This window comes from Cellulomonas sp. McL0606 (genome assembly GCF_058248365.1).
In genome coordinates, this window is the sequence record NZ_CM177779.1 from 3,302,266 (window position 1) to 3,321,789 (window position 19,524).

Below are 19,524 nucleotides of genomic sequence, written 5' to 3' on the forward strand. Positions count from 1 at the left end.
CCCATGAGCACCGAGCAGAGCACCCCGGGCGACGAGACCCAGGCGATCGACGCGGTCGAGCCGACGGTCGAGCCGACGGTCGAGGCGATCGCGCCGACGATCGACGACGAGACCGAGCCGACGATCGACGAGCCCGGGCCGGAGGTCGACGAGGCCGAGGACACCGAGCCGGTCGGCGAGATCGACGAGACGAACCCGGTCCACGAGGCGGACCAGCCCGTCGCGACCACTGACGTCGACCCGACGGCGATCCTCGCCGTGCCCGAACCGGCGGCCGCCGAACCTCGGGACACCCACCCGTTCGACCTGTTCACAGCCGCGCCGCTGCTCGCACCGAGCCCGCCGGAGCCGACGCTCTACGGCTCACCGACGCCTGTCGCACCGGCGCCCGCGGTGCTCGTCGACACCCCCGTAGCGGCCCCGGCACCTGCGCGGCGGCGGCTGCGCGTCGGCACGGTGGTGTGGGGCCTGATCCTGGCCGCGTTCGGGATCGGCGTGCTGGCGTGGGCCTCGGGGGCACGCATCGACGTCCAGCTGGCGCTCATCGTCCTGCTCGCGGTGGCCGGCACGGCGTTGTTGGTCGGGTCGATCCTCTCGGGCGCGCGGCACGCCCGACGCTGACCACCGACGTCCGGTCCGGTCGTGGAGTCGCGGACCGGACGTCGGCGTGCGTCACTCGACGGGCGGCGCGGGCGGTGCCGGCGGAGGCGCGACGTGCGACACCGGTGGCGCGGCAGGTGGGGCCGAGACCGGCGGGGCCGTCGCTACCGGCGGGGCAGCGGCGACGGGCGGTGCCGCGGGCGCGGCGACGGGCGTAGCCACCGGTGCGGCGGCAGGCACAGCAGCCACCGGTTCCGGGGTGAGGACCGCCGGCGCGCCGCTCGGAGCGACGGCGACGGTCGCCGAGCCCTTGCCGACATGTCGGACGGCCCAGCCCAGCAGGATGAACACCACGCCGAGTCCGACGACCAGCAGGGCCACCCCGAAGGCGACCACGGAGGTGAACAGCGACGCGCGCAGGAACGACGCGGTCATGACGGTGTTGCGGTTCGGGTCGTCCTGCGGGAAGCTCGGCGTACGTCTTGCCGCCGGTGATCTTCAGTGCGTGCGTGTTGATGATGTCGGCCTGGAACCAGGCTTCCCACGGTGTGTCGACGAGCTGTCCACCGAACGCCTTCGCGTCGTCGGAGACCGTGATCTTCTCCGCTGCGAGGTTGCTGGAGACGGCCCCCCAGGTGACGCCACCGGCCACGATGAAGATGATGCCGAAGATGATGGTCAGGAGTCCGACGACCCGGACCCCCTTCGACCCCTCGGTCTGCTGCGTCGTCATGTCTTTCCTTCCGAGTCCCGCCGCGGGAGGCCGCAGGCCTTCAGGCCTGGGTGAGCGCCGCAGCTCATGGCAGAGGAACAGAACACGACCACGGTAGCGAGAAATGTCCGACTATGCCCGTACCGATCAGGCATTTCGCATCAGGACACGTGCCCGCGCGTACTCGCCGTCGGCGGCCCCCAGCACGTCGGCCCAGCCGAAGGCGGGCGGGTGCGACCGGTTGTGGGCGACCATCTGGTCGAGCAGGGCGCGGTCGGTCGCCAGACGCACGATCACGTCGGCCATCGCGTCGTCGTCCGCCACGAGGAACCCGTCGACCCCGTCCTCGACGAACTCCGCCATGCCGGTCCCGCGTCGCGCGACGACCAGCAGGCCCGCGGTCCGGGCCTCGAGCGCGGCGATGCCGAACGCCTCGAGCTCGGCGGTCGCGAGGAACACGTCCGCATCGGTGTACGCAGCCCGCACCTGCGGTCGGGTGAGCCGACCACGCAGGTCGACGACGTCCTCGAGGTTCCCGTCGGAGACCGCCGCGGCCACGCGCCCTTGCGCCGGGCCCGACCCGATGATCGAGAGCCGCACGCCACCGGGCGCGAGTCGACGGGCCGCGGCGCCGACGAGCTCGACGAGCGGGACGCCGCGCTTGCGTGGCACCAGCCGCATCGTCGCGACGAGCCGTAGCGGACCGTCGCCCGCGGCCACCCGCGCGGCGGGCCCCCACTCGGTCAGGTCGATGCCGTTGGGCAGCACGGACACCTCGGCGCCGAACACCTGACGGACCCGGGCGGCCGCCTCGTGGCTCACGGCGTTCAGCGCGGCGGGCATCTCGTGCCAGCGCGAGCGGCTGACGACCGCGCGCAGCGGAGCGACGACGCCGTCGAGCATGCAGTGCCACGTGATCGTCGTCGGCAGGCGCAGGTCGAGCGCGATGCGGGCGCCGTCGAAGGCGAACGGCGAGAGGACCCCCGCGTGCACGTGGACGACGTCCGGCCGCAGGCGTCGGAAGGCGTCGCGGATGAGCCGCGGGCCCACCGGGTTGACCGGGTCCTCGAACGGGAGGCGGGCACCGAGCCGGTGGACGTGCACGCCGTTCTCGACGTCGACGACGCCGCCGCGCTCGCCCGCCTCGCCGAGGGTCGCGGTCAGCACGTGGACCTCGTGCCCGGCCGCGACCTGGCGCGCCGCGAGGTCCCCGACCTGCGACTCGATCCCGCCGGTGCGCGGCGCGTAGCAGTCGGAGACGTGCGTGATCAGCACGGGCTCAGCCGAGCGCGCTGGTGGCGGCCTCGATGCGGGCGGTCGCCTGCGCGTGGACCTTGCGCTCCAGGATGAAGGACATGACGGGCACGACACCGGCCGCGGCGAGGGTGGCCAGCCGCCCGAGCCGCCAGCGCATCTTGGACCAGAGGTCGAAGACGGTGACCAGGTAGACGATGTAGAAGAACCCGTGCGTGCGCGCGACCCAGGCGCCCAGGACCTCGTTGGGCGTCCCGTCGGCGCCGACGCCGTTGGCGTGCAGGACGTACTTGAGGATCACGTCGAGGGTCAGCAGGAGCAGCATCGTCCCGGTCGCCCAGGCCATGATCCGGTACCGCAGCAGCGCGCCACCCGCCTTGCGCGGCCAGGCGGCGGCCTTGGTGTCGGGGCTCGTGCTGGTCGTCGTCGGAACCGCGTCCGGGGACTGCGACTGCGTCATGGGTGGGTACGTCCTCTCGTGATCCCCCGGATTCTCTCCCACGAACCCGTGCGTCCCGACCCGACCGTTCCGCCGTGCGGGCGAGCCGGGATCGGGCCGGCGCCCGCTACTCCCACTCGATGGTGCCCGGCGGCTTGCTCGTGACGTCGAGGACGACCCTGTTGACCTCGGGCACCTCGTTGGTGATGCGCGTGGAGATGAGTGCGAGCACGTCGTACGGCAGGCGGGTCCAGTCGGCCGTCATGGCGTCCTCCGACGAGACCGGGCGCAGCACGACCGGGTGGCCGTAGGTCCGGCCGTCGCCCTGGACGCCGACCGAGCGCACGTCCGCCAGCAGGACCACCGGGCACTGCCAGATGTCGCGGTCGAGGCCGGCCTTGGTGAGCTCCTCGCGGGCGATGACGTCGGCGGCACGCAGGATGTCGAGCCGCTCGGCGGTCACCTCGCCGATGATGCGGATGCCGAGGCCCGGTCCGGGGAACGGCTGGCGCCAGACGATCCCCTCGGGCACGCCGAGCCTCCAGCCCGACCGCGCGGACCTCGTCCTTGAACAGGGTGCGCAACGGCTCGACGAGCGCGAACTGCAGGTCGTCGGGAAGCCCGCCCACGTTGTGGTGCGACTTGATGTTGGCCGCACCCTCGCCACCGCCGGACTCGACGACGTCGGGGTACAGCGTGCCCTGGACGAGGAACTTGACCTCCTCGTCGCTCCCCTCGACGATCTCCCGCGCCGCGTCCTCGAACACCCGGATGAACTCGCGGCCGATGATCTTGCGCTTGGTCTCGGGGTCGGTGTGCCCGGCCAGCGCCCGCAGGAACCGGTCGCGGGCGTCGACAACCTTCAGCTGCACGCCCGTGGCGGCGACGAAGTCCTGCTCCACCTGCTCGGCCTCGCCCGAGCGCAGCAGGCCGTGGTCGACGAACACACAGGTGAGCTGGCTGCCGACGGCCTTCTGCACGAGCGCCGCGGCCACCGAGGAGTCGACGCCGCCCGAGAGCCCGCAGATCACCCGGGCGGAGCCGACCTGCGCGCGGATCTTCTCGATCTGCTCGGCGACGACGTTGCCGGCGTTCCAGTCCGGCGCCAGTCCGGCGCCCTCGTAGAGGAAGTTCTCGAGCGCCTTCTGACCGAGCGGGGAGTGCTTGACCTCCGGGTGCCACTGCACGCCGAACAGCCGACGGCTGCGGTCCTCGAACGCCGCGACCGGACTTCCCGAGGACGTCGCGAGCACCGAGAAGCCCTCGGGCGCGGCGTGCACCGCGTCGCCGTGGCTCATCCAGACGGTCTGGTTCTCGGGGCTGCCGGCCAGGACGGTCCCCGGCGACGTGACCGAGACCGCGGTGCCGCCGTACTCACGCTGACCCGTCTGCGCGACCGTCCCGCCGAGAGCCGCGGCCATCGCCTGGAAGCCGTAGCAGATCCCCAGCACGGGGACGCCGGCCTCGAACAGGGCGGGGTCGACGAACGGCGCACCGGCCGCGTACACGGACGAGGGGCCCCCGGACAGGATGATCGCGGCCGGGTTCTTGGCCAGCAGGTCGGCGACGGACGCCGTGTGCGGCACGATCTCGGAGTACACGTTGGCCTCGCGCACGCGTCGCGCGATGAGCTGCGCGTACTGGGCGCCGAAGTCGACGACGAGGACCGGCCGGTGGTCCGTGGAGGCGGGCGGCGGGGGCGTCTGCGTCACGTGCCCAGGGTACCGGCGCGACGGGACGCCCCGGGCCGTGAACAGCGACAGCGCCGAATTCCGTTCGGAGGGTGTCGGTACCGCCACGTAACGTTGCTCCTCGTGCGTTCTCTCCCTCTGGCAGACCCCGGTACCCCTCCGCTGAGCGGGCCCTGGGCGCTGCTCTGGTGGCTGGCGCGGAGGCAGTGGGGCATCCTCCTGGTCGCCGTGCTGCTCGGCATCACCCTCTTCGCCTGTCAGGCGGTGACGCCGTTCGTCGTCGGCCGGGCGGTCGACGGCGGGCTCGACCACGGGTTCGGCCCGGCTGTGGCGCGCCTGCGGCGCGCTGCTCGCGATCGGCCTCGTCGTCATCGTCGCCGGCCCGATCGGGCACCGGTACGACGTCGCCAACTGGCTGCGGGCGGCGTTCACGTCCTCCCAGCTCGTCGGGCGGACCGTGTCGCGCAGCGGCCACGCCATCACCTCCGAGCTGCCCACCGGTGAGGTCGTCTCGGCCGTCGCCAACGACGCGTTGCGGATCGGCGAGGTCTACGCGCTCGCCGCGCACTTCCTCGGCAGCATCGTCGCGTACGCCGTGGTGGCCGTCCTCATGCTCCGCGTCTCGGTGCCGCTCGGCCTCGTCGTCATCCTTGGCCTGCCCACGGTCGCGGCCGCGCTCGGCCTGCTGGTCAAGCCGCTGCAACGCCGCCAGGCGGCCCAGCGCGAGGCGTCGGGCCGGCTGACCACGCTCGGCGCCGACACGGTCTCCGGGCTGCGCATCCTGCGCGGCATCGGCGGTGAGTCCGTCTTCACGGGCCGGTACCGCGAGCAGTCGCAGGAGACGCGGCGCCGTGGCGTCGAGGTGGCCAAGACGCAGTCCGTGCTGGACGCCCTGCAGGTGCTGCTGCCGGGCACGTTCGTCATCGTGCTCATCTGGATGGGCGCACACATGGCGCAGGAGGGCACGCTCACGCCGGGCCAGCTCGTCGCCACCTACGGCTTCGCGGCGTTCCTCGCGTGGCCGGTCCAGAACGCGACGCAGATGCTCCAGGCCGCGTCCCGCGCGCACATCGGCGCCGGCAAGGTGATCAAGGTCCTGCGCGTGGTCCCCTCGACGGGCGCCGAGCCCGGTTCCGCGCTTCTGCCGTCCCCGGGCGTCCCGCTCGTCGACGAGGTCAGCGGGCTCGTGGTCGAGCCCGGCCGGGTGCTCGCGCTGGTCAGCGCGGACCCCGACGAGACCACGCGGATCGCCACCCGGCTCGGCCGGTTCGACGACCTGGCCGAGCGCGAGACGCCCGTGCGGCTGGGCGGCGTGCTGCTCGCCCACCTGGACAAGGACGCCGTCCGGTCGCGGATCGTCGTGGCCGAGGCGACGCCCCAGCTGTTCTCCGGCCCGCTGGCGGGCGAGCTCGACGTGCACGGCGTCGCGACGACGGACGACCTGCACCGCGTGATCGCGACCGCCGACGCGCACGACGTGCTCGACTCCGTGCCCGACGGCCTCGCCGGCGAGCTGCCCGAGAAGGGTCGCTCGCTGTCCGGGGGCCAACGGCAGCGCGTGGCCCTGGCGCGGGCCCTGCTGGTCGACCCGGAGATCCTCGTGCTCGTCGAGCCGACCAGCGCGGTCGACGCCCACACCGAGGCCCGCATCGCCGTCCGGCTGGCCGAGGCGCGCCACGGCCGCACCACCGTCGTGGTCACGGCCAGCCCGCTCGTGCTCGACCACGTCGACGAGGTCGCGTTCGTGCAGGACGGTGTGGTGGTCGCCCGGGGGACGCATGCCGACCTGCTCGACGACGCTGCGTACCGCTCGGTCGTCGGCCGACGGATGGACGAGGAGGCGATGGCCCGATGAAGCTCCCGATCGCCGACACCGCCACGGTCCGCGCCTACGCGAAGGTGCTGGTCCGGCGCCACCGACGCCCGCTGATCGGCATCGTGGTCCTGCACACGCTCGCCGCGACCGCTGGCCTGGCAGGTCCGCTCATCCTCGGGCTGCTGGTCAACGCGGTCACCGACGGCACCACGAGCCACTACATCGACACGCTCGTGCTCGCCGGTGCGGCCGCCGTGCTCACGCAGACGGTGCTCATGCGGTTCGCGCAGCGGACGTCGATGATCTTCGGCGAGGAGGTGTTCGCCGAGCTTCCGCGAGGAGTTCATCGAGGCGGTCACCGCGCTGCCGCTGTCCACCGTCGAACGGGCCGGCACCGGCGACCTGGTCGCGCGCACCACGAACGACGTGAACAAGCTGCAGCACGCCGTCCGGTTCGGGGTGCCGCGCGTGATCGTCGCTGTGGTGACCATCGCGCTGACCATCGTGGCGTGCCTGTTCATCGCGCCGCTGGTCGCGCTCGCGATGTTCATCGGCGTGCCCTCGCTGATCCTGATCACGCGCTGGTACCTGCGGCGGGCGACGCCGGCGTACCAGCGCGAGTCCGCCGCCTACGCGACGCTGAACGGCACGATCACCGAGTCGGTCGAGGGCGCCCGCACGGTCGACGCGCTGCGGCTCGGGTCGCGACGGTTCGCGCGCGTGAACGCCGACCTGGCCGAGGCGTTCGAGGCCGAGAAGGCGACGCTGCGCCTGCGCACCATCCTCTTCCCCGGCATCGACTCGACGTTCGTCCTCGCGCCGGCGGCCGTGCTGCTCTGGGGCGGCTACCTTGCGTCGCAAGGCTTCGTCAGTGTCGGAGCGGTCACCGCGATCGTCCTGTACAGCTACCAGGTGACCGGGCCCGTCTGGGAGCTGATCTTCTGGATCGACGAGATCCAGGTGGCGGCCACGTCGCTCGCGCGGATCGTCGGCGTCCAGCTGGTCGAACCCGACCGGGACGCCCGCGACGGCACCCCCGTCGACGAGACCGTCGCTGCCCGCGACGTGACCTACGCGTACCGCGAGGGCCACAACGTGCTCCACGGGATCGACCTCGACCTCGCCGTGGGCGAGCGCCTGGCCGTCGTCGGTCCGTCCGGTGCCGGCAAGTCGACGCTCGGGCGGATGCTTGCCGGCATCCACCCGCCGAGCGGCGGATCGGTGTCGGTCGGAGGCGTCCCGTTGATCGACCTGCCGCTCGAGGAGCTGCGTGGGCACGTCGCGCTGGTCACCCAGGAGCACCACGTGTTCGTCGGCTCGGTCGCGGACAACCTGCGCCTGGCGCAGGTCGACGCATCCGACGAGGCCCTCGAACGCGCCCTGCACGCCGTCGACGCGTGGGACTGGGTGCGGGCGCTGCCCGACGGGCTGGCCACCGAGGTCGGCTCGGGCGGCGCACCCCTGACGCCCGCACAGGCCCAGCAGATCGCGCTCGCGCGGCTGGTGCTGCTCGACCCGCACACGCTGGTCCTCGACGAGGCCACCTCCCTGCTCGACCCGCGCGCGGCCCGGCACCTGGAGCGGTCGCTCTCGGCGGTGCTGGAAGGTCGCACGGTCGTCGCGATCGCGCACCGGCTGCACACCGCGCACGACGCCGACCGGGTGGCCGTGGTGGACGGCGGCCGGATCGTCGAGATCGGCGCGCACGACGACCTCGTCGCTGCGGGCGGCGACTACGCCGCGCTGTGGCACTCGTGGCAGCACGAGTAGGACGGCACGCGTGATGCTCGAGCTGCGCGGGGGCGTCGTCGTCCCGGACGACGCCCTCGCGTGGCGGTTCTCCCGGTCGAGCGGACCCGGTGGCCAGTCCGTCAACACCACCGACTCGCGGGTCGAGCTGTCCGTCGACCTCGCGCGCGTCCCGTGGACGTCCCCCACCCAGCACGACCGCGTCCTGGACCGTCTGCGACCGCGGCTGCGCGGTGACGTGCTGACCGTCGCCGCGTCCGAGTTCCGCTCCCAGCTCCGCAACCGTGAGGCCGCCCTCGCCCGCGCGGCGGCGCTGCTCGACGACGCGCTCGCTCCCCCGGGACCGGACCGCCGCGCCACGCGCCCGAGCCGCGCCTCCCGTGAGCGCCGGGCCCGCGCGGAACGCGAGCGCCGAACCACCAAGCAGCTCCGCCAGCGCCCGCCGTCCGCCTGACCGCCGGGCCGGCACGTCCGGTCGGGGCGCCGGCAGCGCGTACCGCGTGAGCGGTGGAGCGCGCGGACGAAGCGGGGATCAGGCGGCGGCGGGTGGCGTCAGGGGGTCGGCCGGAGCGCGCTCGCCGTCGTCGGTGGCGCCCCGGGCCTCGTCGCGCACCAGGCGTAGCCACAGGAGGACGGCGAACGTGCCGAAGATCCACCACTGGGCGGCGTATGCCAGGTTCTGGAGGTTCAGGCCCGCGCCGGGTCTGGTCGGCGGATCGAGGATCGCCACGGCCGACGACTGCGCCGGATCCGACGACGCCACGACGAGGTAGCCGGTGTAGATCGGTCCGCCCCAGGCGTTCAGGAGCTCGGGCGAGCTGATCGCGTCGGTGCGCCCGTCGGCGACGCCCGTCCCGGCCTCCTCGGACACCTGCAGGTAGCCGACGACCGACACTGGGCTGGTCGGCGGGAGGTCGGCCTGCGACGGGTCGGCCACCCAGCCGCGCACGACCGGCAGGACCGAGCCGTCGGCTGCGGACACGCGCAGGGGCGACAGGACGAGGTAGCCCACCTGCCCGTCGTGCGCGCGGTTGGGTACCAGGAGCTGGCCGGTCGCGTCGTAGGTGCCGGTCACGGCCACCTTGCGACCGACGAGCGCGCCGGTGAACGACGTCTGGGGCCGGAACACGGTGTCCAGCGGGACGGGTGCCGCGGCGACGAGCTTCTGCCGCGTGCCGGGCCTCGGCCGACGCACCCCGAACCTGCGCACGGTCGAGCTGCCACACGCCGAGGCGTGCGCAGAGGGCAGCGGCTGCCAGCAGCAGGACAAGGATCACGAGCATCCGGGGCCGCAGCGCCGCTCGGAGCATCGTCGTCGGCGGACGGCGTTCGGCCTGCTCCCACGCGGACCGCACGCGAGCGGGCTCAGCCGCGGGGGCAACCGCAGCCGGCAACGGCGCGACCGGGTCCGACGACGCCGCGGTCGGGGCCGGCGCGGCGGCGCGGACCGGTGCGGCGGCGACCCGCGCCGAGGAGCGTGCGCCGTGCTCGCGCGGGGGCGCGGACACGTCGTCGACAAGCCCGGCTCGGTCACGCCTCACGGTACCCCGCAGGTCGTCGGCACCCGAAAGCGGCCGGGAGGTCCCACCGGTGCGAGGCTGACCGAGCACGGGCACCGCGTGTTCCACCAACGTTCGCCCTGCCCCTGTGCACGGGGCGCTCACCTGCGGTTGTATGGCAGAACGAGGGTCCACATCCGGGCCGAACGGCCCTACGTGGCACCCCAGTCCGGCAACGAGGCTGGCACCGGGCCCACCGAGGCCCCGAGTGAGCACGGGGAGCGCACGAATGACCATCACCGCCACACAGCCCACCACCTGGAGCAGGGGGACCGGCCTGCCGGTCGACGCAGCGACGCTGGGACGGATCGACAAGTGGTGGCGCGCCGCCAACTACCTGTCGGTCGGCCAGATCTACCTGCTGGACAACGCCCTGCTGCGCGAACCGCTGACGCGCGACCACGTCAAGCCGCGGCTGCTGGGCCACTGGGGCACGACGCCCGGTCTGAACTTCCTGTACGCGCACCTGAACCGCGCGATCGCGGAGCGCAACCAGTCGACCATCTACATCATCGGCCCGGGTCACGGTGGCCCGGGGCTCGTCGCCAGCGCGTACCTCGACGGCACGTACTCCGAGGTCTACTCCGACATCACGGACGACGCCGAGGGGATGAGGCGGCTGTTCCGGCAGTTCTCGTTCCCGGGCGGCATCCCGAGCCACGTCGCACCCGAGACGCCCGGGTCGATCCACGAGGGCGGGGAGCTGGGTTACGCGCTGAGCCATGCGTACGGCGCCGCATTCGACAACCCGGACCTGCTCGTCGCGGCGGTCGTCGGCGACGGCGAGGCCGAGACCGGCCCGCTGGCCACGAGCTGGCACTCGAACAAGTTCGTGAACGTCGAGAAGGACGGCGTCGTCCTGCCGATCCTGCACCTGAACGGCTACAAGATCGCCAACCCGACCGTCCTCGCGCGCATCAGCGACGAGGAGCTCAACGCGCTCATGGTCGGCTACGGGCACAAGCCGCACGTGTTCGTCGCGGGCTTCGACGACGAGTCCCACGAGAGCATCCACGGGCGCTTCGCGACGATGCTCGACGAGGTCCTCGACGAGATCTCCGACATCAAGAACAGCGGCGACGAGCACCGCCCCATGTGGCCGATGATCGTGTTCCGCACCCCCAAGGGCTGGACCGGTCCGGACTACATCGACGGCAAGAAGACGACCGGCTCGTGGCGCGCCCACCAGGTGCCGCTGGCCAACGCCCGGGACACCCCCGAGCACCTCGACGTGCTGCGCACCTGGCTCGAGAGCTACCGCGTCGAGGAGCTGTTCGACGAGGGCGGCACGCTGCACGACGACGTCCGGGCACTCGCGCCCGAGGGCGACCTGCGGATGAGCGCCAACCCCCACGCGAACGGCGGGCTGCTGCTCAAGGACCTGCGCCTGCCGGACTTCCGCGACTACGCGGTCGACGTGCCCACGCCCGGCGGCTCGTTCAGCGAGGCCCCCCGTGTGCTGGGCGACTGGCTGACGGACGTCATCCGGCAGAACCCCGACAACTTCCGGATCTTCGGTCCCGACGAGACCGCGTCGAACCGCCTGCAGTCCGTGTTCGAGGTGACGGACAAGCAGTGGAACGCGGACTTCTACGGCCCGGACGTGGACGAGCACCTGGCCCGCGCCGGCCGTGTGATGGAGATGCTCAGCGAGCACCAGTGCCAGGGCTGGCTCGAGGGGTACCTGCTGACCGGGCGGCACGGCCTGTTCAACTGCTACGAGGCGTTCATCCACATCATCGACTCGATGTTCAACCAGCACGCCAAGTGGCTGAAGGTGTCCGGGGAGATCCCGTGGCGCCGGCCGATCGCGAGCCTCAACTACCTGCTGTCGAGCCACGTCTGGCGTCAGGACCACAACGGCTTCAGCCACCAGGACCCGGGGTTCGTCGACCACGTGGTCAACAAGAAGGCCGAGGTGGTCCGGGTCTACTTCCCGCCGGACGCCAACACGCTCCTGTCCACGTACGACCACTGCCTGCGCAGCCGTCAGTACGTGAACGTCGTGGTCACCGGCAAGCAGCCGGCGCCCAACTTCCTGACCATGGACCAGGCGATCGCGCACTGCACGCGCGGCCTGGGCATCTGGGACTGGGCCGGCACCGAGGTGCCCGGTGAGAAGCCAGACGTGGTCCTCGGGTGCGCGGGCGACGTCCCGACGCTCGAGGTGCTGGCCGCGGCGGACATCCTGCGCCGTGAGCTGCCCGACCTCAAGGTCCGCGTCATCAACGTGGTCGACCTCATGCGCCTGCAGGACGAGCGGGAGCACCCGCACGGACTGTCGGACGCACAGTTCGACGGGCTGTTCACCCCGGACCGACCGGTGATCTTCGCCTACCACGGCTACCCGTGGCTGATCCACCGCCTGACCTACCGTCGCACCGGCCACACCAACATCCACGTGCGCGGGTACAAGGAGGAGGGCACCACGACGACGCCCTTCGACATGGTCATGCTCAACGACCTCGACCGGTTCCACCTCGTCATCGACGTCATCGACAACGTCCCCTCGCTGCGGACGGCCCAGGCGGGCCTGCGGCAGCGGATGGTCGACGAGCGCCTGCACGCCCGGGAGTACACGCGCCGGCACGGCGACGACCTGCCCGCGGTGCGTGACTGGGTGTGGCCGGACGCCGGCGACGCTGCCGCCGAGGGCGAGGTGGCCGCGACGCTCTCGACCGGGGGCGACAACGAATAGCCTGGCCATCCACCGAGGTCAGGAGACCTGTTCGTGGCACGCAGCATCTATGTGACCTCCCCCGAGGGCGACAGCGGCAAGTCCATCGTCGCCCTCGGGCTGGTCGACCTCCTCACGCGCACGGTCCAGCGCGTCGGGGTCTTCCGTCCGGTCGCTCGCTCGACCACCGTCCGCGACTACGTCCTGGAGCTGCTGCTCCGGCAGGACGGCGTGGACCTCACGTACGACGAGTGCGTGGGCGCCTCGTACGAGCAGGTGCTCGACGACCCCGAGGCCGCGCTCGCGCAGATCGTGCAGCGGTACCACGACGTCGAGCGGCGCTGCGATGCGGTCGTCGTCGTCGGCACCGACTACACGGACGTCGCGGGGCCGACGGAGCTCGCGTACAACGCGCGGATCGCCGCGAACCTCGGGGCGCCGGTCGTCCTCGTGGTCAACGGCAGCGGCCGGGCGCCCGTGGTGGTCGCACAGGTGGCCGAGGTGGTCGTGCACGAGATGCACGCCAACCACGCCCAGGTCGTCGCGGTCATCGCCAACAGGTGCGCCGCGGGTGCGGTCGACAAGGTCCGTCAGGCGTTGAGCATGGACCTGGGGTTGCCCGGCTGGGCGATCCCGGAGAACCCGCTGCTCATGGCACCCACCATGCGCCAGCTCACGGAGGCGGTGGGCGGCCGGCTGATCGCGGGCGACGAGGAGCTGCTGTCCCGCGAGGTGCTGGACGTGATGGTCGGCGCGATGTCGATCGAGCACCTGCTGGACCGCCTGACCGACGGCTCGGTCGTCATCACCCCCGGCGACCGTTCGGACGTGCTGCTCGGTCTGCTCATGGCGCACCAGGCGGAGGGGTTCGCGTCCCTGGCCGGCATCATCCTCAACGGCGGCTTCCTGCCGACGCCCTCGATGACGCGCCTGATCGAGGGGCTCGGGAGCCGGTTGCCGATCGTCAGCACCGACCTCGGCACGTTCCGGTCAGCGAGCGCGGTCGGCGACACGCGCGGGCGGCTCAGCGCCGACTCGCAGCGCAAGGTGGACACCGCGCTGTCCCTGTTCGAGCAGCACGTCGACGGCGCGGCGCTGCTCGCGGCGCTGGACGTCGAGCGCCCCGAGGTCGTGACGCCGCTGATGTTCGAGTACGCGCTCCTCGCCCGCGCCCGCGAGGACCGCCAGCACGTGGTCCTCCCGGAGGGCGAGGACGACCGCATCCTGCGCGCGGCGTCGACCCTCCTGCAGCGCGGCGTCGCGCAGATCACGATCCTCGGCGACGAGGCGTCGATCCGCGCCCGCGCCACCGAGCTGGGCCTCGACCTCGAGGAGGCCGCGGTGCTCAGCCCGCACGACCCGGTGCTGCTCGAGCGGTTCGCCACCGAGTACACGGCCCTGCGTGCGCACAAGGGCATGACCGTCGAGCGCGCCCGGGAGATCGTCTCGTCGGTGTCGTACTTCGGCACCATGATGGTCAAGCTTCGGGCTGGCCGACGGCATGGTCTCGGGCGCCGCTCACACCACCGCGCACACGATCAAGCCGTCGTTCGAGATCATCAAGACCACGCCCGGCGTCTCCAACGTCTCGAGCTGCTTCCTGATGTGCCTCGAGGATCGCGTGCTGGTCTACGCCGACTGCGCGGTCATCCCGGACCCGACCGCCGAGCAGCTCGCCGACATCGCGATCTCGTCGGCGGGCACCGCCGAGCAGTTCGGCATCGAGCCGCGGATCGCGATGCTCTCCTACTCGACGGGCGCGTCCGGCTCGGGCGCGGACGTCGAGAAGGTCCGCGAGGCGACGGCGCTCGTGCGGTCGCGGCGGCCCGACCTGTCGGTCGAGGGCCCGATCCAGTACGACGCCGCCGTGGACGCGAGCGTGGCGCACACCAAGCTGCCCGACTCCGCGGTCGCCGGACGCGCGACCGTGTTCGTGTTCCCCGACCTGAACACCGGCAACAACACCTACAAGGCGGTCCAGCGGTCCGCCGGCGCGGTGGCCATCGGGCCCGTGCTGCAGGGGCTGCGCAAGCCGGTCAACGACCTGTCGCGCGGCGCGCTGGTCTCGGACATCGTCAACACGGTCGCCATCACCGCGATCCAGGCCCAGGCAGACCAACAGAGGCAGCACCCGTGAGCACCGTTCTGGTCATCAACTCCGGCTCGTCGTCCATCAAGTACCAGCTGGTCGATCCCACCAGCGGTGAGGCCGTCGCGTCGGGCATCGTCGAACGGATCGGCGACGACGAAGGCTCGATCAAGCACACGTACGCGGGACGCACCACCACGCAGCACGACCCCGTCGCCGACCACGGCGCCGGGCTGCGCGCGGTGCTCGCGCTGTTCGCCTCCGTCGGCCCCGACCTTGCCCAGGCCCATGTGATCGCCGTCGGCCACCGCGTGGTGCAGGGCGGCTCGGTCTTCGACGGCCCGGTCGTCGTCGACGACGACGTGGTCGCCCAGATCGACGCGCTGTCGCCCCTGGCGCCGCTGCACAACCCCGCGCACGTCATCGGTCTGCGGGTCGCCCGCGAGCTGTTCCCCGACGTCCCGCACGTCGTCGTGTTCGACACCGCGTTCTTCCGGACGCTGCCCGAGGCGGCGTACACGTACGCGATCGACGCCGCGGTAGCACGGGAGCACGGCGTCCGGCGGTACGGGTTCCACGGGACGTCCCACCAGTACGTGTCGGCGCGCGCCGCCGAGGTGCTGGGTCGCCGCCCGCAGGACGTCAACCAGATCGTCCTGCACCTGGGCAACGGCGCCTCCGCGTCGGCCGTACGGGGCGGGGTCGCGGTCGAGACGTCGATGGGTCTGACACCGCTCGAGGGCCTGGTCATGGGCACCCGCTCGGGCGACGTCGACCCGGCCGTGCTCATCCACCTGCAGCGCAACGCGGGCATGTCGGTCGACGACGTCGACGACCTGCTCAACCGGCGTTCGGGGCTCAAGGGGCTGTCCGGTGAGAACGACTTCCGCGCGCTGCACGAGCTGATCGCCACCGGCGACGCCGACGCCGCCCTCGCTCTCGAGGTGTACCTGCACCGGCTGCGCAAGTACATCGGGGCCTACTACGCGGTGCTGGGTCGGGTCGACGCCGTCGTGTTCACCGCGGGAGTCGGCGAGAACGACGCCACCGTGCGCGCGCGAGCGCTGGAGAGCCTCGAGACCCTCGGAATCGCGATCGACGACGACCGGAACGCGGTCCGCAGCCACGAGGCGCGCGTCATCTCCCCGGACTGGGCGACGACGACGGTCATGGTCGTGCCGACCAACGAGGAGCTGGCCATCGCGCGGCAGGCCGTCGCGCTCGTCGGCGACGAGCTCGACGACGACCCGGCCGAGCTCGGCCACGCCTGAGCGACTACGGCAGGCGGAACGTCTTCATCGCGCGCAGGGCCTCGGTGTAGAGGCGCGGCCACGTCTCGGTGCCCAGGTCGAACATGCGGTGCAGCCCGACGCCCGGTCCACCGAGCACGCCGTGCGCGCCGCGCTGGACCGCGACGGTCTGGGTGCGGGTGGTGGCCCAGAGACCCTCGCGCCCGTGCCGCGCGCCCATGCCCGACGCCCCGACCCCGCCCTGCGGCGCGCCGACCGAGCCCCACGTGGCGACGTAGCCCTCGTTGACGTTCACGGACCCCGACCGCACGCGGGACGCCAGCGCGAAGCCGCGGCGGCTGTTCGCGGTCCAGATGCTCGCGTTCAGCCCGAACTCGGTGTCGTTCATCGCCGCGACCGCCTCGTCGTCGGACGCGACGCGGTAGATCGTCACCACGGGTCCGAACGTCTCCTCGCGGACCAGGCGCGCCTCGTTCGGCACGTCGGCCAGGATCGTCGGCTCGTAGAACCACGGGCCCAGGTCGCTGCGGTGGACCCCGCCGGCCAGCACCGTCGCGCCGTGCCCGATGGCGTCCTCGACGTGCTCGACGACCGTCGCCAGCTGCGCGGCCGACGTCAGCGACCCGACGTCCGAGCCGTAGTCGAGGCCCGAGCCCAGGCGCAGCTCGCGCGTCCGGCGCACGAAGGCCGCGGTGAAGTCGTCGGCCACGTCCTCGTGCACGTAGACCCGCTCGATGCTCACGCAGACCTGGCCGGTGCCGACGAAGCACGCGCGGACGGCACCCTCGGCCGCGACCTCGACGTCGACGTCCTCCGCGACGTACATCGGGTTCTTGCCGCCGAGCTCGAGGACCGCAGGGACCAGCAGCGCTCCCGCCTGCGCGGCGACGATCCGCCCCGTCCGGGTGGACCCGGTGAAGCTCACGTGGTCGACGTGCTCGGTCACCGCGGTACCGATCGCGCCGTCGCCCACCACGACCTGCAGGAGCCCGTCGGGCAGCCCGGCCTCCTCCAGCAGCTCCGCGGCCCAGAGCGAGGTGAGCGACGTCTGCGGGTCGGGGCGCAGGATGACCGCGTTGCCCGCCACGAGCGCCGGCAGGACGTCGCCGAGCGTCAGGGTGAGCGGGAAGTTCCACGGGGCGACGATGCCGACCACGCCGACCGGGTGGCGCAGCACGCGCGTGGTCGTCAGACCCGGGATGAGTCCGGCGACCCGACGGGGAGCGAGGTACCGCCCAGCGCGCAGCGAGTAGTGCCGGGCGATGTTGGCGATGTCGGCGACCTCCTCGAACGCCGAGACGCGCGCCTTGCCCGCCTCCAGCTGGATGAGGTCGAGGACGTCGCTCTGCCGTTCGAGGACGAGGTCGTGCACCCGGGACAGCACCGCGGTGCGATCACGCAGCGGGCGGGCGGCCCACAGTCGCTGCGCGGACCGGGCCGTCCGCGCGGCGCGGGCCACGTCGGCGGGCGTCGAGAGCGGGACCGCGGCGATCGGGCCGCCCGTGAACGGTGCGTGCGACGTGTACGTCGGCGCGCCGGGCGACGCGACCACGCGTCTCAGGAGCGTGCGGATGTCGTCCGGTTCGAGGACGTAGGTGGCGAGCGGGTCGGTCTCGGGGTCGTGCAGCTCGATGTGTCCAGGATCGTGCGCCATACCGGGCAGGGTACGCGCGACGGCTGGGGACTCGGCGCCCCTACACGCCGAGCATCTCCCGGACGTTCGGGTGCACCAGGTCGACGACCGCCGCACGAGCGTCGGCCGCGGACGGGGCCGCGAGCGCAGAGGCCGCCATGGTCGCGCACTCGGCCGTCGAGTGGTTCCGCAGCGCGTACCGGACCGCCGGGACCGCGCCTGCGGACATCGACAGGCTGGTGACCCCGAGGCCGACGAGCACGAGGGCCAGGACGGGGTCGGCCGCCGACTCGCCGCACACCCCGACCGGCTTGTGCGCCTCGATGCCGGCTCGTGCGGTGGCGTCGACCAGGTCGAGCACTGCGGGCTGCCACGGGTCGAGCAGGTCCGCGAGCTCCCCGCGCAGCCGGTCGGTGGCCATCGTGTACTGCGCCAGGTCGTTGGTGCCCAGCGAGACGAAGTCGACCTCCGCGAGGATCTCCCGCGCGCGCAGCGCGGCCGCGGGCACCTCGATCATCACGCCGACGGTCGCGACACCCGCGGCGCGGGCCCGGGCGGCGAAGGCCCGCGCCTCGGCCGCGGTCGCGATCATCGGCGCCATGACCCACGGCGTGGTGCCCGTCTCGGTCTGCGCGCGGGCCAGCGCGGTCAGCTGCGTGTCGAGAAGCTCGGGATGGGTCCGAACGAGGCGGTAGCCGCGTACGCCGAGCGCCGGGTTCTCCTCGTCCGGCTGCATCGCGAAGCCGAGCGGCTTGTCGGCACCGGCGTCGAGCGTTCGGACGACGACCTTGCGGGTGCCGAACGACGTCAGGGCCCGGGCGTAGACCGCGGTCTGCTCGTCGGCGGTCGGTGCCGAGGCCCGCTCGAGGAACAGGACCTCGGTGCGGAACAGGCCCACCCCCTCCACGGCACCGCCCGAGACGCGCGCGGCGTCCTCGGCCGTACCGATGTTGGCCAGCAGCGCGACCGGGCGGCCGTCGGCGGTGCCGCCGGGTGCGGTGTCGGACTCCAGGGCGACCTCGACCGCGGCCCGCCGGTCCAGCTCCGCGCGCAGCGCGGTGTCCGGGTCGGTGGTCACGGTGCCGTTCGCCGCGTCGACCGCGACCGGCGTCCCGTCGGGGATCGAGGTCGCGCCCGTGACGCGGACGATGCACGGCAGCCCGAGCTGCCCGGCGATGATCGCCGTGTGCCCCGTCGGGCCGCCGAGCTCGGTGACGATCGCCAGCACGTTGGCGAGGTCGAGCGCCGCGGTGTCGGCCGGTGCGAGGTCCTTGGCGACCACGACGGACGGCCGGGTCAGCTCGGGCACGCCCGGTGCCGGCAGGCCCATGGCTCGCGCGACCACCCGGTCGCGCACCGACCGCAGGTCCGTGACCCGCTCGGCCAGATACCCGCCGGCCTGCTCGAACATGGCCGCGAACGTCGACACGACGGCGTCGATCGCGCTCACGACCGGTTCTCCGCCGTCGATCCGCGCCAGCACCTGCGTGCGCAGGGCCCGGTCGTCGGCCATCTGCGCGGTCGCGGCGAGGACGTCCTTGACGGTGCCGGCGGACCGCGCGGACTGGTCGCGCAGGGCGGTGGCGACGTCGGCGAACGCGGCCTCCACCGCAGCGTGCACGGTCGCGGCGTCCGCCGGGACTCCGTCGACGAGCAACGGCGCGTCCGGTTCGAGGTGCGGAGCGGGTCGCACCTGCGCGACCGGTCCCACGACGGCACGGCGACCGACGCCGACCCCCTGCAGCACGTGGCCGAGCGTCGCGGCGCTCACGACTCCGCGTCCAGGTCGGTGGCCAGCAGGCCGACGAGCCCGTCGAGGGCGGCGTCTGCCCCGTCCCCGTCCGCGCTGAGCGTGACCTCCTCGCCGCTGGGGACGCCGAGCGACATCACGAACAGGATGCTGCCGGCGTCCACCGGCTCGCCGCCCGGGCGGGCGATGGTGACGGGCAGGCCGGTCTCGGCGACGGCCTGCGTGAACAGCATGGCGGGGCGGGCGTGCAGTCCGACGCGGGACGCGACGACGACGGTGCGCTGAGGCATGAGCTTCTCCGATTC

At 72.8% G+C, this 19,524-nt stretch carries 12 protein-coding genes and 3 pseudogenes; 7 read left to right on the forward strand and 8 right to left on the reverse strand.

The annotated features are described in order from the left end of the window. Positions 1-3 precede the first annotated feature (3 nt). The gene (locus AC38ZX_RS16675; protein WP_491295256.1) at positions 4-621 is read left to right on the forward strand and encodes a hypothetical protein; all 618 of its coding nucleotides are present in this window, start codon (positions 4-6) and stop codon (positions 619-621) included. A 51-nt stretch (positions 622-672) separates the two neighbouring features. Here AC38ZX_RS16675 and AC38ZX_RS16680 read toward each other — a convergent pair whose 3' ends face one another. From AC38ZX_RS16680 to guaA, 4 genes and pseudogenes are all read right to left on the reverse strand, one after another. Continuing rightward, a complete protein-coding gene (locus AC38ZX_RS16680; protein WP_491295257.1) occupies positions 673-1,035 on the reverse strand; it encodes a hypothetical protein in 363 nt (120 codons plus the stop codon). A gap of 424 nt (positions 1,036-1,459) precedes the next feature. After that, positions 1,460-2,587 carry a glycosyltransferase family 4 protein gene (locus AC38ZX_RS16685; protein WP_491295258.1) on the reverse strand — a complete coding sequence of 376 codons (1,128 nt, stop codon included), beginning with the start codon at positions 2,585-2,587 and terminating at the stop codon, positions 1,460-1,462. Positions 2,588-2,591: 4 nt separating this feature from the next. Then, the gene (locus tag AC38ZX_RS16690; RefSeq protein ID WP_426592965.1) at positions 2,592-3,026 is read right to left on the reverse strand and encodes a DUF3817 domain-containing protein; all 435 of its coding nucleotides are present in this window, start codon (positions 3,024-3,026) and stop codon (positions 2,592-2,594) included. A gap of 106 nt (positions 3,027-3,132) precedes the next feature. Further along, a pseudogene (guaA, locus tag AC38ZX_RS16695) lies at positions 3,133-4,717 on the reverse strand (glutamine-hydrolyzing GMP synthase). A gap of 436 nt (positions 4,718-5,153) precedes the next feature. On the opposite strand from guaA, the gene AC38ZX_RS16700 reads away from it, so the two are divergent. The 3 genes and pseudogenes from AC38ZX_RS16700 (at position 5,154) to arfB (ending at position 8,715) form a co-directional block, all read left to right on the forward strand. Beyond that, positions 5,154-6,551, forward strand: coding sequence for an ABC transporter transmembrane domain-containing protein (locus AC38ZX_RS16700; protein WP_491295259.1), 1,398 nt, complete (start codon positions 5,154-5,156; stop codon positions 6,549-6,551). Beyond that, a pseudogene (locus AC38ZX_RS16705) lies at positions 6,548-8,282 on the forward strand (ABC transporter ATP-binding protein). Before AC38ZX_RS16700 ends, AC38ZX_RS16705 begins: the two are co-directional and overlap by 4 nt. 13 nt (positions 8,283-8,295) lie before the next feature. After that, a complete protein-coding gene (arfB, locus tag AC38ZX_RS16710; protein WP_491295260.1) occupies positions 8,296-8,715 on the forward strand; it encodes an alternative ribosome rescue aminoacyl-tRNA hydrolase ArfB in 420 nt (139 codons plus the stop codon). A gap of 78 nt (positions 8,716-8,793) precedes the next feature. Here arfB and AC38ZX_RS16715 read toward each other — a convergent pair whose 3' ends face one another. Next, a complete protein-coding gene (locus AC38ZX_RS16715) occupies positions 8,794-9,471 on the reverse strand; it encodes an SURF1 family protein (RefSeq protein WP_491295261.1) in 678 nt (225 codons plus the stop codon). 578 nt (positions 9,472-10,049) lie between these two features. Between AC38ZX_RS16715 and AC38ZX_RS16720 the strand changes: the two genes are divergently transcribed. The 3 genes and pseudogenes from AC38ZX_RS16720 (at position 10,050) to AC38ZX_RS16730 (ending at position 15,857) form a co-directional block, all read left to right on the forward strand. Further along, a complete protein-coding gene (locus tag AC38ZX_RS16720; protein ID WP_491295262.1) occupies positions 10,050-12,518 on the forward strand; it encodes a phosphoketolase family protein in 2,469 nt (822 codons plus the stop codon). Positions 12,519-12,551: 33 nt separating this feature from the next. Next, positions 12,552-14,634 (forward strand): annotated as a pseudogene (pta, locus tag AC38ZX_RS16725) (phosphate acetyltransferase). Continuing rightward, on the forward strand, positions 14,631-15,857 hold the full coding sequence (locus AC38ZX_RS16730; RefSeq protein WP_491295263.1) for an acetate/propionate family kinase: 1,227 nt from the start codon (positions 14,631-14,633) through the stop codon (positions 15,855-15,857). The pseudogene pta and the gene AC38ZX_RS16730 overlap by 4 nt, the downstream one beginning before the upstream one ends. A 4-nt stretch (positions 15,858-15,861) precedes the next feature. Here AC38ZX_RS16730 and AC38ZX_RS16735 read toward each other — a convergent pair whose 3' ends face one another. From AC38ZX_RS16735 to AC38ZX_RS16745, 3 genes are read right to left on the reverse strand one after another with little or no spacing between them, the layout of a single operon-like run. Further along, positions 15,862-17,490: a succinic semialdehyde dehydrogenase gene (locus AC38ZX_RS16735; RefSeq protein WP_491295264.1), complete on the reverse strand. Its 1,629-nt coding sequence runs from the start codon at positions 17,488-17,490 to the stop codon at positions 15,862-15,864. Positions 17,491-17,530: 40 nt separating this feature from the next. Continuing rightward, on the reverse strand, positions 17,531-19,240 hold the full coding sequence (ptsP, locus tag AC38ZX_RS16740) for a phosphoenolpyruvate--protein phosphotransferase (RefSeq protein ID WP_491295265.1): 1,710 nt from the start codon (positions 19,238-19,240) through the stop codon (positions 17,531-17,533). Beyond that, positions 19,237-19,509, reverse strand: a complete 273-nt coding sequence (locus AC38ZX_RS16745; protein WP_426592975.1) for an HPr family phosphocarrier protein — start codon at positions 19,507-19,509, stop codon at positions 19,237-19,239. The genes ptsP and AC38ZX_RS16745 overlap by 4 nt, the downstream gene beginning before the upstream one ends. Positions 19,510-19,524: the final 15 nt, after the last annotated feature.

Coding starts and splice junctions, on each gene's coding strand:
- arfB (WP_491295260.1), top strand. CDS start 8,296: ATGCTCGAGCTGCGCGGGGGCGTCGTCGTCCCGGACGACGCCCTCGCG.
- AC38ZX_RS16745 (WP_426592975.1), bottom strand. CDS start 19,509: ATGCCTCAGCGCACCGTCGTCGTCGCGTCCCGCGTCGGACTGCACGCC.
- AC38ZX_RS16735 (WP_491295264.1), bottom strand. CDS start 17,490: ATGGCGCACGATCCTGGACACATCGAGCTGCACGACCCCGAGACCGAC.
- AC38ZX_RS16690 (WP_426592965.1), bottom strand. CDS start 3,026: ATGACGCAGTCGCAGTCCCCGGACGCGGTTCCGACGACGACCAGCACG.
- AC38ZX_RS16720 (WP_491295262.1), top strand. CDS start 10,050: ATGACCATCACCGCCACACAGCCCACCACCTGGAGCAGGGGGACCGGC.
- AC38ZX_RS16675 (WP_491295256.1), top strand. CDS start 4: ATGAGCACCGAGCAGAGCACCCCGGGCGACGAGACCCAGGCGATCGAC.
- AC38ZX_RS16680 (WP_491295257.1), bottom strand. CDS start 1,035: ATGACCGCGTCGTTCCTGCGCGCGTCGCTGTTCACCTCCGTGGTCGCC.